Source organism: Paenibacillus sp. MCAF9 (assembly GCF_052114265.1).
In the GTDB taxonomy this organism is placed as follows: domain Bacteria; phylum Bacillota; class Bacilli; order Paenibacillales; family Paenibacillaceae; genus Pristimantibacillus.
This window is the reverse complement of record NZ_JBFREL010000004.1, coordinates 119,971-133,973: the sequence shown is the minus strand read 5'-3', so window position 1 is coordinate 133,973 and position 14,003 is coordinate 119,971. Positions and strand designations below refer to the sequence as shown.

General features: G+C 45.3%; 18 protein-coding genes. 2 read left to right on the top strand and 16 right to left on the bottom strand.

The genetic code is table 11. The features are described 5' to 3' along the window. Positions 1-17 precede the first annotated feature (17 nt). On the top strand, positions 18-353 hold the full coding sequence (locus tag AB4Z45_RS08650) for a YolD-like family protein (protein WP_441908757.1): 336 nt from the start codon (positions 18-20) through the stop codon (positions 351-353). Beyond that, positions 343-549, top strand: coding sequence for a hypothetical protein (locus AB4Z45_RS08645; RefSeq protein WP_441908756.1), 207 nt, complete (start codon positions 343-345; stop codon positions 547-549). Before AB4Z45_RS08650 ends, AB4Z45_RS08645 begins: the two co-directional genes overlap by 11 nt. A gap of 87 nt (positions 550-636) precedes the next feature. Here AB4Z45_RS08645 and AB4Z45_RS08640 read toward each other — a convergent pair whose 3' ends face one another. The 16 genes from AB4Z45_RS08640 to AB4Z45_RS08565 all read right to left on the bottom strand — a co-directional run bounded on the left by AB4Z45_RS08640 (position 637) and on the right by AB4Z45_RS08565 (position 13,991). Then, the gene (locus tag AB4Z45_RS08640) at positions 637-1,302 is read right to left on the bottom strand and encodes a hypothetical protein (RefSeq protein WP_441908755.1); all 666 of its coding nucleotides are present in this window, start codon (positions 1,300-1,302) and stop codon (positions 637-639) included. A gap of 23 nt (positions 1,303-1,325) precedes the next feature. Next, positions 1,326-2,375 carry a hypothetical protein gene (locus AB4Z45_RS08635; protein ID WP_441908754.1) on the bottom strand — a complete coding sequence of 350 codons (1,050 nt, stop codon included), beginning with the start codon at positions 2,373-2,375 and terminating at the stop codon, positions 1,326-1,328. A 191-nt stretch (positions 2,376-2,566) separates the two neighbouring features. Continuing rightward, a complete protein-coding gene (locus tag AB4Z45_RS08630) occupies positions 2,567-3,223 on the bottom strand; it encodes a peptidoglycan recognition protein family protein (RefSeq protein WP_441908753.1) in 657 nt (218 codons plus the stop codon). Then, complete coding sequence (locus AB4Z45_RS08625; protein ID WP_441908752.1) at positions 3,216-3,716, bottom strand: phage holin family protein; 501 nt, start codon at positions 3,714-3,716, stop codon at positions 3,216-3,218. Before AB4Z45_RS08625 ends, AB4Z45_RS08630 begins: the two co-directional genes overlap by 8 nt. A 58-nt stretch (positions 3,717-3,774) precedes the next feature. Beyond that, positions 3,775-3,879, bottom strand: coding sequence for a CD1375 family protein (locus AB4Z45_RS08620; RefSeq protein WP_441908751.1), 105 nt, complete (start codon positions 3,877-3,879; stop codon positions 3,775-3,777). A 1-nt stretch (position 3,880) separates the two neighbouring features. Continuing rightward, a complete protein-coding gene (locus AB4Z45_RS08615) occupies positions 3,881-4,279 on the bottom strand; it encodes a hypothetical protein (RefSeq protein ID WP_441908749.1) in 399 nt (132 codons plus the stop codon). A gap of 11 nt (positions 4,280-4,290) precedes the next feature. Next, positions 4,291-5,370, bottom strand: a complete 1,080-nt coding sequence (locus tag AB4Z45_RS08610) for a hypothetical protein (protein ID WP_441908747.1) — start codon at positions 5,368-5,370, stop codon at positions 4,291-4,293. Positions 5,371-5,382: 12 nt separating this feature from the next. Continuing rightward, a complete protein-coding gene (locus AB4Z45_RS08605) occupies positions 5,383-6,273 on the bottom strand; it encodes a hypothetical protein (RefSeq protein WP_441908746.1) in 891 nt (296 codons plus the stop codon). A gap of 26 nt (positions 6,274-6,299) precedes the next feature. Next, a complete protein-coding gene (locus tag AB4Z45_RS08600; RefSeq protein WP_441908744.1) occupies positions 6,300-7,070 on the bottom strand; it encodes a hypothetical protein in 771 nt (256 codons plus the stop codon). Beyond that, positions 7,063-7,251, bottom strand: coding sequence for a hypothetical protein (locus tag AB4Z45_RS08595; protein ID WP_441908743.1), 189 nt, complete (start codon positions 7,249-7,251; stop codon positions 7,063-7,065). Before AB4Z45_RS08595 ends, AB4Z45_RS08600 begins: the two co-directional genes overlap by 8 nt. Before the next feature lie 54 nt (positions 7,252-7,305). Further along, positions 7,306-7,842 carry a hypothetical protein gene (locus tag AB4Z45_RS08590; protein WP_441908742.1) on the bottom strand — a complete coding sequence of 179 codons (537 nt, stop codon included), beginning with the start codon at positions 7,840-7,842 and terminating at the stop codon, positions 7,306-7,308. A 41-nt stretch (positions 7,843-7,883) separates the two neighbouring features. Next, positions 7,884-9,956, bottom strand: coding sequence for a hypothetical protein (locus tag AB4Z45_RS08585; RefSeq protein ID WP_441908741.1), 2,073 nt, complete (start codon positions 9,954-9,956; stop codon positions 7,884-7,886). A 2-nt stretch (positions 9,957-9,958) separates the two neighbouring features. Next, positions 9,959-10,318, bottom strand: a complete 360-nt coding sequence (locus AB4Z45_RS08580; protein ID WP_441908740.1) for a DUF6711 family protein — start codon at positions 10,316-10,318, stop codon at positions 9,959-9,961. A gap of 12 nt (positions 10,319-10,330) precedes the next feature. Further along, positions 10,331-13,342 (bottom strand): phage tail protein, encoded by a 3,012-nt coding sequence (locus AB4Z45_RS08575; RefSeq protein ID WP_441908738.1) that lies wholly within the window; start codon positions 13,340-13,342, stop codon positions 10,331-10,333. Next, positions 13,343-13,723, bottom strand: coding sequence for a Gp15 family bacteriophage protein (locus tag AB4Z45_RS08570; protein WP_441908736.1), 381 nt, complete (start codon positions 13,721-13,723; stop codon positions 13,343-13,345). Further along, a complete protein-coding gene (locus tag AB4Z45_RS08565) occupies positions 13,677-13,991 on the bottom strand; it encodes a hypothetical protein (protein WP_441908735.1) in 315 nt (104 codons plus the stop codon). Before AB4Z45_RS08565 ends, AB4Z45_RS08570 begins: the two co-directional genes overlap by 47 nt. Positions 13,992-14,003 lie beyond the last annotated feature (12 nt).

Here is a 14,003-nt window from a genome sequence, read left to right as displayed (position 1 = left end):
AAGGACGGTGTTCTAAAATGAATACAGGACGGAAGAAACTCGAAGGAAATGGATTGTGGGAAAGCAGCCGCATGATGCTCCCTGAGCATAAGGTTAGGATTAACCAGCTCGAAGCTGACCAAAAGAAGCGACAACGTATCGAACTAGACGAACAGGAATGGGCAATCATCTCACAGCTGGTGGATGCATCACTCAAGATGAGGCAGCTTATCAACCTGCAGATGTTTCACGAGACAGAAGAACTGGTTGTAGTTGGAGTTGTGGATCGGGTAGACCAGCTTCAAAGCCGTTTCATGGTGGATGGAGAATGGTTTGCGATCCGAGACATCGAGGGCGCCAGCCTTGAGCATTGATCGTCAAAAGCTGGTTGAACACCTTGAGCGTAATGCAGAAGATCTACGGCTGAAGATCGAAAGGTTTGACGAATCAAAAGGCATCGACACCGGGATGGTCTTAATGTGGCTTGCAAAGAAGATCGTACTCACACATCTGCTTGATGATTTATACAAAGGCACCTTTAATGAAGAAAAGCCGCTTAGCGAACCTTAAACTCGCAAGCGGCTTTTATGTATTGCATACAAAGCCGGACTTAAGCATATTCTCGCTCCTCAAAATAACACCTTAATTATTCGTTACCTAATTCTTTCTTTTTTGTTCAAGAATAGCAGCTGTTACTGAAGATCGATGTCTTAGGTCCTCAAGCTCTTTTTCAGCTAAGTATTTTCCCAATAGATGCATCGTATGTTTATCTTCTTCAATTTCTTGTTTTTCTTTCTCGAGATTACTTATAATCCTATTCAGATCATGAGCATAAATAACTGAAATAATCATAGCAAATCTAAAGGCCGTCAATAACATGTACATAAGCAAAATAAAAATCATAAATGATCTTACAAAAGGATTAGGTATAGCTAACATTATTAAGGAATAAAAAATTACTAAGAAAGATGCTATTAAAGCACTAAGTATATAATGGATTAGTTTACTCACGTCAGATTTGTCTAAATGAGCTAAAAATGAATTTACCTTTAAGCTTCCGAAAATAGATAATACTGTAACATATATTCCAACAAATACAGCTGCGATAGTTGTAATAGTACCGATATTCAGTGATATTAATTGATCATACTTCAATACGAGAAATGAGTTGATTGCTTCAATTTTCTGTGAATAAACAAAATTAGATACCACTCCGCTTGTTAAGAATAACAATGAGTAACTTCCGCATATGAGCCATATCAAAGGACGTTCTACAAACCAGCCGATTCGGTCCAATAATTTAATGTTTCTTTGGTTTAGCATATCACACTACCTTTTAAATTATTTTAAGCAGTATCAACCTCCACCTCTAAATCTTGTCGGACATCATCAACTACTTGTACCCGATAATGCGCGGCTGGAAGTTGATTAATTTCTGGCATCTCCTCATCAATAAATTGTATCCTCTTATCGAGAAACACAGTACTTGCTGGACGTCCTAATTCAATATATTTTTCAAGAATTTTATCACCGATGAATTGCCAACCATGATTACCATTGTCATTTTCTAAAACAGTGTTGCTCCTCACCCCGACGTTCTTTAATTCCAACGTCTCATACTTTTCACTTATTGGGTTCTTATAAGTAACTTTACATGATTCAACAGCATCGTTATTATCAACATCCAATAAATCAACAAGGTTCATAATTTCTCTAGCATCTAGTTCAAGAGTTCGTTTTCTCCCTTTCCCAAATGATAAATTAACTATAGGAGCTTCAGTCTCTTCTTTAATATCATTCGAAATACTAATCAACTTACCAAATAATGAATTTTTCCTTTGAACAGTTTGAGCTTGTTCAAGCATGCTTGCAAACATTCCACTTCCAGCATTAATTCTTAAATCAATTTCTTTAATGTCAGTAGAAGTTCTAATGTCATGTATGCTTCTATCCGAACTAACAAAATCAAACACTACATTCCAATTATTCCCTGGAGCTATTGCGTTAAAAAAAGTGTTGAAATATTCTTGTATGTCTTTTGCCCTAATACCATAAAAATTGAACTCAATTAGTACTAATCTTGATTGTGGTATAGCTACAATTGTTGTCATTTCAATAACATCATTTTGAATCATTTGAGCTTGGTTAGTATTAATGTCACCTAGGTAAGGTTTAACATTCTGTCTATACTTTCCAATTGTTGCAACTCTACAAAGCTGATCTTCTTGAGGTACTGCGATCTCGAAGAGCGCTGTTGGATAATTTTTAATTTTGCGTAATCTATTTGGCCATGAAACAGTTAACCTTATCAAATCAATTAGATCAGAAAAATATAATCTAGTTGCTGTTCCATCTTTAGTTATATAAACATTGTAATAATGATATTTTCTAGCCAATCCCATCTCCGCCTTATAATCAAGTTTTTTCGACAATTAACAGTTCTATAATCCCTGATTATGGAATGGATGGCAATTGGAACACATATTCCCAAGAACATATGTTCCCTTTTAGTTTACCATACTTTTTTGATTTTCAACAGAATAGATTATACAATTAAACTCCGAACATTTATGACGACAGAAAAAAACTATTGCTCTTTCTGGCCGCTAGCCTTCCGCAGCTCATTTGCCAGCCTATGCGCTTCATCGCGACTAGCCTTATCTTGAGCTAGTCCATGTGCCGCGCTTAGGAACGCGATTATCTTATTCGCATCAGCAGGTTTCATCATATTTTCTTCCTCCTTAATAGACTGCAGCCTAGCTGCAACCCTCTCTTTAAACATATTCCAACCTGACCATTTACCCCCGTTGTACATCTTACGTGGGCATATCTTACCACTCCAGTCATAATGCCGGCGAAGACGATCTACTTGCCAACCGCGCTCCTTAAGCATGGCAGCCACAAGCTCAACTGCATTATTCAGTGTCTTTGCGTAGTTGCCGCTCTCGCACAACTCCATTCCGATTGATGTGCGATTACCACTTGCCACCCCGCTGCCGTCACCAGCATGCCAAGCGTTCTCGTTTAGTGGCAGGCATTCTATAGCTCCGTGTTCGTCCACAACTATATGGTAGGATGCCGTCCGGTTGTTGGTCGGATTAGTCAGCCAGGCTCTCTCATTTTTCGCTGTGCTGGACGGGTTGCCCGTATTGTGGATTGTGATCGTTTGAAGAAGCAGCACATTACCAGGACGACGATTGCACGCCGTCCCCTTTGGGATATGATCCTTTACGTAATTAGTCAATCTTGTTCACCTCTTCCGCCGGCACAACAGTCAAATCAGGCGTTACCCCGCCGCGCTGTGTTGCTCTCTGTACTTTCTTATCTAGCTCACTGCCCACCCATTTAAGAAGAGCCTCCAGCACGTTAAGCGGCAGCCACTCGCCCCAGCCTGCGCGGATAGAGTTGGCGACCATGGACTGGATAACGTGGTAGAGTAATCCCGCAGTCAGTGCCCCGAATAAAAGCCCAGGTAACTTGAACACAATGTCAAGGAGATGGCCACCAGCAGGAAGGAGCAACATGAACAGTGTACGAGCCACACCGTCAATGCCGTAGGAGCTGCCGTAGCTCAAATCTTTCTTAGCTGCCCTTGTGCCGCTGATCCAGTCCATCAAGATAAAAAACAATAATGCGATCATGGATGTATACACCGCTTCACCAACCCCATACATAAACTCGAATGCTGGTACGAATAGAGCACCTAATGTTGTAAAAACAAAATGATCTTTTGACACGCTGAACGCCTCCTCAAATTAAATAGCCCCGCCGAAGCGGAGCCGAATTGATCAAATACTACTTAGCATCTAACAAACTTTGAACATCAGATCTCCAACGTTGCGGCACATCCTCGATCGTTTTCAAATCCTTTTGAATCAAATCAAAGTAGATTTTAGCCAAATTACTCACCTCCAAGTAGCAGATCTGCCAACTCAGCGAGTGCGAGCTGCATGTCTGTTTTATCTGCTTCTTGCGCTTCCGCCAATTCAGCCAGTGCTATCTTTAATTCGGTATTCTCCAGCTTCAACAGGTCCAGCTCGCTTAGCGGCGTTAATGGTCGTAGTTGCCATTCAGCATCCAGCTCCTCTTGCGATCTTGCAACGAATTCAGCGTCAATCACTTTAAAACGATATTGCCCGCGCTCGTTGGTTAATGGCTCCGTAAACGATTCGTGAAAATGACGCGACGCTTCCTCCGCAAAGAGATAATCCGTCTCTAGTGGCTGTTCGAAGGCAGAAGAAAAGCCGTGGATGATCATCCCGGCTTCATTGGTTCTTATATAGTGTTTGTATCCGTTCATGTGATCCTCCTTTATAGTTCGGCATCTGCAAAGATGTCAAAATCGTAATAATCACCAACCGTAAATGTTGCCCCAGATATAGAAATTAACAGAAAACCTTTGTTATTCCCCCCTCCAAAAAATTGTGATGTCGCGGTTACCAACGATCCATTTGTAGTACTTCTAAACTGATTGGATACCCCGTTATTAACTACGTTCACTGTTGGTGTAATTCGCATCGGCACAGGAAACCTTGCTCCTATTAGTAGAGCTGTACTTGTAATAGCGACCCCTGATACTGATCCCGTGCTCGGTGATGCTGTTGCATCCGCCCACGATTGCCACCTGTACCGTAAACAATCTTGTTCCTCTTGTTGTTTAGCTTTTGGTTGAAACGGCAAAGCTGCGTCTCCTGCGTTAACCTGGACTTGTGCGATGTCGATTGTATAACCCGTTGTAACTGGCAAACCGATAACTAAGGATATAAAGTTGTTACTACCTATGGTTTTGCCAACGATTGATGGGCAATCTAAAATGACTGTATATTTTGTCCATGACGTATTTAAGCTTACATTACTGACTGCAGACGTTACGAGTGGAGATCCACCAACACCAAATGATTGATTAAGATAAACATTTAATACGCGCGATGCATCTGCTTTAGCCCAAAAACTAATCGCCACTTTACCTCCAGCAAAATTTCTAACGCCTTCAATGGCTTGTTGGATCACGATATATTGACAATTAACTAAAGATGTTGGATTAATCCTCATGAATGATTCTGCATTTGGTATTACGCCTGGTGTTAAACTACCTCTTGATATAGTCCCTTGAGAAGCATCAGCAACTATACCCACATACCATCTATCTGCTACAAAATGGTTGGCTATGCTAAAATTTGTCCCACGCTGCCACACATCAAAGTTACCGTTAATAATTGCCTGTCTCATCATCCCGCTAATTGGCGTGTTTATCGTTGGGATTTGAGTATTTCCACCTGTAGGATTGCCGATGTAAAGCTCTTTCGTGTCAGTGGTATAGCCAAACTCACCAGCCGAAAGTACTGGCAAGCTGGCTTTAAGGCCACGTAATACCTGTATTTTATTAGCCAATTGCCTCGCCTCCTAAAATGTACCGCCATCAATGTCACTGCTTGCTGTCAGATACCCTTGCGACTTCACATAGGCAGTAGTGGCGATCTGTGTTGAATTAGTTGCCGTCGCTGCTGTGGGAGCTGTTGGGACACCTGTCAGTGCTGCAGAGGTTAGCATAGTTGCTTTGGATTCATTAGTTACGTTGCCTAGTCCTACATCAGCTGAGGTGAGTGTGACAACCCCTGTCCTTCCTGCCACGCTTTGTACGGGCGAGGTAGGTGTAAGTAGTTCCTGCCAGTTTGCAAGAGTTGATGGCCCCGCTGTTTTGAGGATGAATGACTTTTGTACATCCGTCCGAACAGCGACATCACCAACTTCACATGTTAACGCCAGCATTGCTACTTGTGTGGCAACAACAAATGTATCGGTAATCGCAATTGCTGGAAGCACTGCCGCATCCAACTTGCCTCCAGAATCCAGAATCGGGATTTGCCCAGCTGCTGTGCCTGTATTTTTACTCGCTGCTGTTCCGGCGTCTGTGATCTTAGCAAGTGTAAGATTAGGGATATCGGCTGCTGTAATCTGTGAGGCTGAAATGACACGGCCTTTTGCATCAACCTGAACTTTTGTATACATTCCGGCTGTTGCTCCACTGTTTGCTAATACGAGCGTAATGGCCACATTTGCTGAACCATCGAAACTAGTTGATCCTGTGCCATCTCCGTTTAATGCAATTGTTCGTGGTGTCGTTAGCTTCGCCGCGGATTCCGCTGCCGCTTGATCCGGATTGATGAGGATCTTTTCGCCTGCCGGACCGCCAATATAAAATTTCCCGGTATCAAGCAGAAATGCTGGCTCCCCCGATACTAATGTGATTGCTGAAAAGTTAGCGGCATTGCCGCGTCGTAGTCTTAGTGCCATATGGATAATGCCTCCTTGATTATGTTTTAAAATTGTCCTGCATCAAACGGAGGACCGCCTTGCGATCCTTGAAAATCCCCCCCATCAATTGGCATGAAATTTAAATAAGCATTTAGATCGGCTAAACCCTGAACCGTTTGGTTCAAGGCTGCTTTATCTGCTCCTGACATTAATCCGGAATTCCCGCCTGCAACGGCATTAGGGATGACATCCGAACCGCCTGTCACATGTGTTGAAGCATGTGCGCCCGGAGCTGCCGTTCCCGTTGCAGTTATAATGACGGTATCCGTTGTCGGGTTCGTAGTTACCGTTATCCCGATCCCGCCCGCAATCGTGAGCGTATCTGTTTTAGAATCGGCATCCACATCGCTTTGTCCAGCAACGGCGACTTTAGAAAAAGCGTTCTGATTGACTTCTGCTCCCGCCGCAATCCCTGCGAGCTTGTCCTTTTCCACTTGTGTTGTATGGATGGCCACATTGTTACTGTGAGTCGTCAGATTGTTTTGTACCGTATTGACCTTGCCCGTCGCATCAGCAGCAGCCGTACTTACCGCAGCATCAACTTCAGCTTTCCGAGCAATATCGTCCGAAGCTGCCGGCGCCGCTACTTTCGCTCGTCCTGCTGGATCCCGTTGCATGATGCGGCTGGCTGTCGCTGCTGATGTAGCTCCATGGGCTGTATTCGCGCCAGTATGTGCGTCTAGGTCACCCTGTACGCCGTCAAAGCCTTCATTAATCTCATTGTAGGTATCACTAATTCTTTGATTACCTTGCAGATTCGTATAACGGTTAGCCATTCTGTTCAACTCCTTTCCGTAGTTGATTCAGACGAGCTTCACATGCCTCCTGAACGCCAAGCAAGATTGCCTCCTCCTGCCCTTGGTGATACGGAACTATAGCCTGAATAACTGCGCAAATCTCTGGTACCGGCTTCAGTGGATCGATCGCAATGTTAAGTACATGCTGCACTTGTGCCATATTAAGCCTCCTTCAAAGTAAAAGAGCCGCCCATTTGATGGACGACTCTTTGAATTATTTTAGTGCTGCTATTTCTGCATCGATTTTTGCAATCTCGACATCAATGTCTGCGATTCGTTTCTCGTTAGTAGCAATGCCGGTATTATTGCTTGATATTCTACTTCGATAAGACTCTTTGGCCCATTCTTGAACAATTTTGTCCATTTCTTCTTGAACTTTTACATTGTCCGCTTTCATATTTTGATTGGCTGTAGTACGACTATTCTTTTCCTCAATCAACAAACTTTTGTTTTTATTTAGAGATGCTAGTTTCTCGATCCTCAATGTTTCTGCGTCATCAGTCATTGCTTTTTCTATCGTAATCACGCCCTTTGTATAGGAAGCTGAAGCTCCTAATGCCTCTGCAATATCGCGAACCGGCGCATAGCTTTTGCCTTCGCTTATTACAGCGTTACTAAGCTGATTGCCGTTAAGTACGACCTTAGCTTCACCATCGATTTTCTTACCAATTTTAGAAACACTATCTGCTAAAACTTGCCCCGATGCCATGAGTAGCGCCCCTGCTACAAATGCGATGACAACCTTTTTCATAATCCGACCTCATTTCCCAATTTTTGAGTCTAGTATATCACTCAATTTTGGGCATGGCTATGATTGTCTGCAACGGCCCAGATAACGCTCCCTGTAACTACTCCTGCACTATTTACAATCGCCAATCTAGTCCCATTCGGTATGCCGTGATTATGTCCGCCAGATAGACTTGTTGAAACTCCTGAATTAGATTTAGCGGTTAGTGCTTGTTGTAGCGTCTTGGATTCCAATGTCGAATATATTGAATCCCATGAGGGGAATATAACCATCCCATTTTCGGGAGTAATTCGAATATTGGAACCTGCCCCTGTTACTGACATGGTTAGATCCCCTGTCGCTCCCAACATCATATTTCCAAACGCCCCAACTGAAAACGTTCCTCCTAGGAGAGCAAGCCTTGCAAGACTGGATCCATTATTAAAATATAGAAGCGGATCGCCGGAATCATTCGCTAAGATGTTAATATACTTTGTTGCTGAAGCGTATACGCCAAAATAGTTCCCAGTAGCCGACATTTCTGCATGTGGAAATTGTCCCGCAGGTGTGGTCTGGATCAATGCTCCTGTCACTGTACCTCCTACGAATGAAGAGGCGGAAATCGCACCGCTGAAGCTGCCACTCGCTGCCACCAGTTGACCCGTAAACGTACCCGAAGCAGCTTGCAAAGAGCCTGCAAATGTACCACTAGCAGCTACAAGCTCGCCTTTGAATGTGCCTGTCGCTGCCTGTAACGAGCCGGAGAACACGCCGTCAACGCCTTCCAACGTCCCCGTAAACTTTAACCGGTTGGCCTGGGCATCATAATGGAGCGAGCTGTTACCGTTTACCTGCCAATCCATGACATCAGAGTTAAGTGTCAGCTTACTCTTACCGTCCTCACGCTGGACGATAATTCCCTCTGCTCGGCTGTGCGAGACGCCGTAATAGGCTTTATCGTATTTAACCGCATCTTTATTAATGCGATCGATCTGCTGCGTCAGCGGGCCTTTAACAACGAACTCGCTTTGCTGCTCAGAAATGGACGGACTTTCAATTCGCATCTTAAGTCCGCCGCGATAGCTGAACACCTGGTGCATTATGATCGTCTGATAATGTGCCACGCCGTCCCACGGCAAATGTGTATCCTGCCATGGTGTTTGTGTCTCCAGCCATGTACCGCCCTCGTAACGCTCGACTCCTATCCTGTCGCCTGGCTCCAATTGCGGATAACCGCGAGCGTCCATATCAACAGGTAGATAACTAAAGCCGTTGAGTGACACGAGCAGCGCATTTGTGATGGCCTGCGTGGCAAACGGGTTGGTCACATACAGCGTGTGGTTCTCGTCTCCAATACCAGCTTCATAAGTCAATTTGTCTTCTGTGTCATAAGTTACGACAACCCTCGTATATGTCTTTATTGGGTTGAGCTGCTTAATCCTCACATAATCAGCACCAGTCATGGTCCAGACGGGATTATCAGCAGCACTGAAGCGTTTGAACTTGATGGTGCCATCTTTGCCCACAAACACGCATGCGCTGTTGGCAGAGGCAATAAACCCAAGCATTTGGCGCATGCTGAAGCCAGCCGGTCCGGCTTGTATGTGATAGCTTGGGCTGATCTGCACACTGCTATCATACGTGTAGCCCATCATATCGCATATCTCGTTCCATACCGCCTGCTGGGTCGTTGGATAACTCAATGAGCTGATGTACGGCGTGTCAGCCCAGACAAGCCTGTCATAGCACGTAAACGCCCACACGTCATTGATCTTCTTACGGCTATCGACGTAAAACTCGCCAAGCGGCATGCCAGATTGATTCCCAAGCCAAGTCACGTCCATCCCTTGCCACGGATAAATAGCTTGCTCCCATGTTAGAGAGGATAGTGACTGTGAGAGGTACAATCTAATCCGAGCATTGGCGGGAATACTCTCCTGAGTCCGTAGTTTGATGGTTAACTGTCCAAGAACCGTAGTGCCCAGTTGAAACTCCTCGCCAGCCCTTATACTATTCTCAATCTGAAATTCAACAATTTGGGAGCTTGTGTACGTCACTCCATCAATGTCCGCGTAAATCTGAAAATCTCGATCCCGACGTCGTAGCTGGTCCAAAAAAACATCAGATATGGGATACATGGCTATTGCTCCGTCAGGGTCACTTTAAGCCCTGACCACAAAACCTGATTGCCATCATCTACTGCAAAAGGCGCCGGACGATTCCCTGCATAGAATGTTTTTGTTGTATAAGTCCCAATCTGCGGATCGGGATAATACATACTGAAATAAACATTCATTATCGACTTCAATAGAGCGGAAATCTGCGGCCAGGTGAGCACGCCCCATTCCATATCAATCTGACGTTTGACTGCGATACGATCCCGATTTAGGGCTCCGTCCGCCGTCCTAAGCGTAGTATCACCATCATCAAGATCCAGCGTAGTTACCGTAAACTTTGAAGGGAACGCCGCAATGGGCGCTCCGTTAATCTTGAGCTCCATGCTCAGCCCTCCTTAAAACTGTAATAGGCCGCCCCCCGCTTGTCTGTTGGCAGCATTAATAGCCCGTGCCGCTGTGCGACCAAGCTCTGCTTCTCCAACCTGCAGCACCGCAGGTCGAGCATTACTATCTTGTATAGCCCTCAGAATCAACTCCAGCACTGCAACGACAGGCTGCTGATTACCTCCAAGCATATCCTGCAGCTTGGAGAGCGGGCTGACTACCTCCGGATCAACGGAAGCTCCCTTGTTATCCCCGACCATCGCCAGCGTCGGGCCATAGGCTAAACCGCCTTTGGCTAGTTTCGGGATTTTGGGTATCTTGAAACCGATTTCGCCACCTATACCGTCTGGGACACCTGGAATCTTACTGACCCAATCAGGGATGTCAATCTTCACGTTATTAATGACCCCAATCATGCCATTGATCAAGTCAATGATAAGATTGACAGCACCTCTAAATATGCCTACTAAGGCGTCACCCCAACCGCCCATAAAATCCTTCAATCCATTCCAAGCCTTCTTCCAGTCACCCGTAAACACGCCAGTTATAAAATCAATGGCTCCACCGAAGGTTCTTAAAAGACCCTTTACCACATCGGCAATGACTCCAATTGCAGTGCCTACAACTCCCGCAATAAAATCAAAGGCTACTTTAAACGCTGGCTTGAGCTTGTCTAACAAATAACCGAGTATTGGCCAAATAAATTTGTTCCAAATCTCCGTTACGGCATCTACCAGCTTAAAGATAAACCTACCAACTTCCTCTATTAACCCTTTAAGATGTTTGTCCCAAACATCAGACAGCATTTCCAAGAATGGCACGATGATAGGTTTCAGAATGTCATCCCAAAGCTTCATAAATAGATCGCGTAACGTACCCAATGTTCCCCTGATATTTTTTATCGTGGTTTCTCCATGTTCCTTCCAAAGCGTGTTTACGATACCCAAAGTGTCCATCACAATCTTTTTAATCAAATCAAAGACCGGCTTTAATACCGTATTATAGACATCATTGATTAACTTAACGGATTGCTCGAACACCAATGCCGCTTCCTCAAACGCTGCGGTTAAAATGTCGGTAAAGATCGGAACAAATGTCTGTTGAATCTCACTGGAAATTGGAATGATGAACTCGTTTAGCAAATAATCAACGAATGGCTGTATCGTCTCCGTTAGCAGGCTTTTAAACGAATCGCCGATCTGCGGGATGATCTCTAAAAAAGTATCCCGAAACTGTTCAATGGATGGCTGGAGCGTAGTGGTCCACAGCTTATTCATATGGGTGACAGCATTGTCAAAAGTCTTCGCAAATTCATTTACTGCCCAAACCAATGTATCCGCAAAGATCGGTACAAACGTCTCCTGCAACTTAGCAACGATCGGAATGGCAAACTGGTTGATTATGAAATCGGCAGCAGGCTTAAGCGTATTATCAATTAGGCTTTGCATGGCTCCAGCAATGGTAGGCATGGCACCCGTAAAACCTTTTTTGATACGTTCAAGTGCTGGCAGCCATGTGCCGTCCCACAACATCACAGCCGTATTGACAGCATTGCGCATTGATTTTGCAAACAATTCCATCGCTGATACACCAATATTAGCAAACACCGGCGCAAAATTTTGAGCCATGCCCGTAACGATCGTCGGAATGAAATCGAACATGAAATAATCGCTGACCGGAACAAGGAAATCTGTCACAAGTCGCTTAGCTGACTTCCCAGCATCGAGAAATGCAGCTTTAAGCGGCTCCTTCATGGCAACGATCGGCTGCATCGCCATGCCAAGCCCTGAATAGGCAGCTGACAGCCTGCGGCCATAGTCCTGCACATAGCCCCATATCCCTTGCCAAGTAGCCTTAGTAACCGTAAGCATTTCTTGCATTTTGGCTTTAAACACATCAGTAGCTATATCAGGCTCTGGCATTTCAAATGCTCCGAAGTCAGCACCTGCTCCGATTCCCCCGAACATGTCGCCAGCAGAGCCAGCAGCATCGTCCAACGCCTTAGCAGCCCCTTGAGATATGGTGTTGAGTTGATCAAAACTACCAAGGGACCCTTTTACCTTTTTGCCTGCTTTTTTCACCTTGTCAGCTGCACCAGCAGTAGCATCGCCCATCTCCGCCACAGATCCGCTTGCTTGCTCAGCCGCGTTTGCTGCGGAAGCTGCGGAAGCGCCCACGGCATCCCCGAAAACAATCTCAGTAAATGCCTTAAAATAGGCCGCGGCGATCTGCAGCTTGGCTATGAGCCAGTTCAAGCCCTTTACGATCGGCGTCAGAATATTGATAAAGCCAATCCCCATCGTCCCTTGGAAGATTTTCCACTGCTCTGTCATGATACGGATTTGGTTGGCCCAGCTGTCACCATTACGTGCAAAGTCACCTTGTGCATCACCGGTCACAGATAATAAGTAGTTGTAGCGTAGCAGTGTTTGCTCGGCTTGCGACATCTTCTCGTAGCTTTTTTGAATGCCCTGGCTAAGTGCATACGCCTCCATGTTCGCTACGCTCATATTGACGCCCAGCGCCTTAAGCGGCTCCGTCTCACCAGTCATCCCGGCAAAGACTTTGTAATAGGCTTCATCGGTTGAAAGGTTGTAAAATGACGCCATATCCGCTGACAACTCGGTCAGGTTCTTGGACATGTCTTTCATTTGGGCTCCGGCGAGGCCTGACGACTTGAGCATGGCCCCCATCGTCGATGCGTACTTTTTGGCAGACAGCTCTGAGAGACCAAAGCTATCGATCATATCTTTAGACCAGGCGTCTATCTCCTGCTTCATACTGCCGAACGTGACGTTCACAACGTTCTGAACTTCCTGCAGGTCGGACGCTAACTTGATCGCTTGATTACCAAAATCAATAAGGCCATTAACCGCAAAAGCCGCTGCAATAATCCCACCAACGCCTCTAAACGCCTTTGCCACTTGATTCGAAGCTTGCCCTGCTATCCCGGAGAGCTGGCGGTTAAACTCACCAAGGTTCAGCCCTAAATCTAAATCTATCCTGCCTGCTCCTCCTGGCATCTATCCGCCACCTCCAAATAGCCGAGCCATTTCGGCCTCCATTTTCTTCATCCCATCTAGTAACGTGTCAGGGTCAATTAACTTGCTCTCTGCACTCCGTTTACGCCAATCGTTGTAGATACGACGTTGATCTGCGCTCCAGCCTCGACGTACCTTAGCATCCTTTTCCGCCCTTATAGATATAATGCTACCTAGGGGCGTGTCGGGCATCAAACCCGACAGTAACGCGCAAAATTCATCCCAAGGCATATCTGCATGTTGCCGGATCCGGATACCGTACTGCGTCGTAAGGCTCGCTTCAATCAGCGGCCAATCATCGTACAAGTCATACCAACTATTGGCTTGACTCTGCCCGTTGAAATCGCGCAGCTGCCTCGTCATAGGAGATTCCGGACTGAGCCGCAAGAATTCCCGTAGACAGCACTTTGACGTTATCCAGGCTAAAATTCATAACGCCAATTTCGTCGAATGCTTCATCACCTAGCGCGCCTTTTAAAGCGTCAAGCATCCCCTGCACGCCTTTATCCGCCGCCTCCTGAAAAGCGAGCACGGCCTGAATACCGTTATTGATTTGGTACTTTTTTTTATCGATCTGGATAACCGGTTGCTCCGAATTAAATTTACCTGATAGATTAATAACCTTTGACATGTATTATCCCCC

Coding starts and splice junctions, on each gene's coding strand:
- AB4Z45_RS08615 (WP_441908749.1), bottom strand. CDS start 4,279: ATGAACGGATACAAACACTATATAAGAACCAATGAAGCCGGGATGATC.
- AB4Z45_RS08595 (WP_441908743.1), bottom strand. CDS start 7,251: ATGGCACAAGTGCAGCATGTACTTAACATTGCGATCGATCCACTGAAG.
- AB4Z45_RS08570 (WP_441908736.1), bottom strand. CDS start 13,723: ATGACGAGGCAGCTGCGCGATTTCAACGGGCAGAGTCAAGCCAATAGT.
- AB4Z45_RS08575 (WP_441908738.1), bottom strand. CDS start 13,342: ATGCCAGGAGGAGCAGGCAGGATAGATTTAGATTTAGGGCTGAACCTT.
- AB4Z45_RS08650 (WP_441908757.1), top strand. CDS start 18: ATGAATACAGGACGGAAGAAACTCGAAGGAAATGGATTGTGGGAAAGC.
- AB4Z45_RS08565 (WP_441908735.1), bottom strand. CDS start 13,991: ATGTCAAAGGTTATTAATCTATCAGGTAAATTTAATTCGGAGCAACCG.
- AB4Z45_RS08580 (WP_441908740.1), bottom strand. CDS start 10,318: ATGGAGCTCAAGATTAACGGAGCGCCCATTGCGGCGTTCCCTTCAAAG.
- AB4Z45_RS08605 (WP_441908746.1), bottom strand. CDS start 6,273: ATGGCACTAAGACTACGACGCGGCAATGCCGCTAACTTTTCAGCAATC.
- AB4Z45_RS08640 (WP_441908755.1), bottom strand. CDS start 1,302: ATGCTAAACCAAAGAAACATTAAATTATTGGACCGAATCGGCTGGTTT.
- AB4Z45_RS08590 (WP_441908742.1), bottom strand. CDS start 7,842: ATGAAAAAGGTTGTCATCGCATTTGTAGCAGGGGCGCTACTCATGGCA.
- AB4Z45_RS08585 (WP_441908741.1), bottom strand. CDS start 9,956: ATGTATCCCATATCTGATGTTTTTTTGGACCAGCTACGACGTCGGGAT.
- AB4Z45_RS08600 (WP_441908744.1), bottom strand. CDS start 7,070: ATGGCTAACCGTTATACGAATCTGCAAGGTAATCAAAGAATTAGTGAT.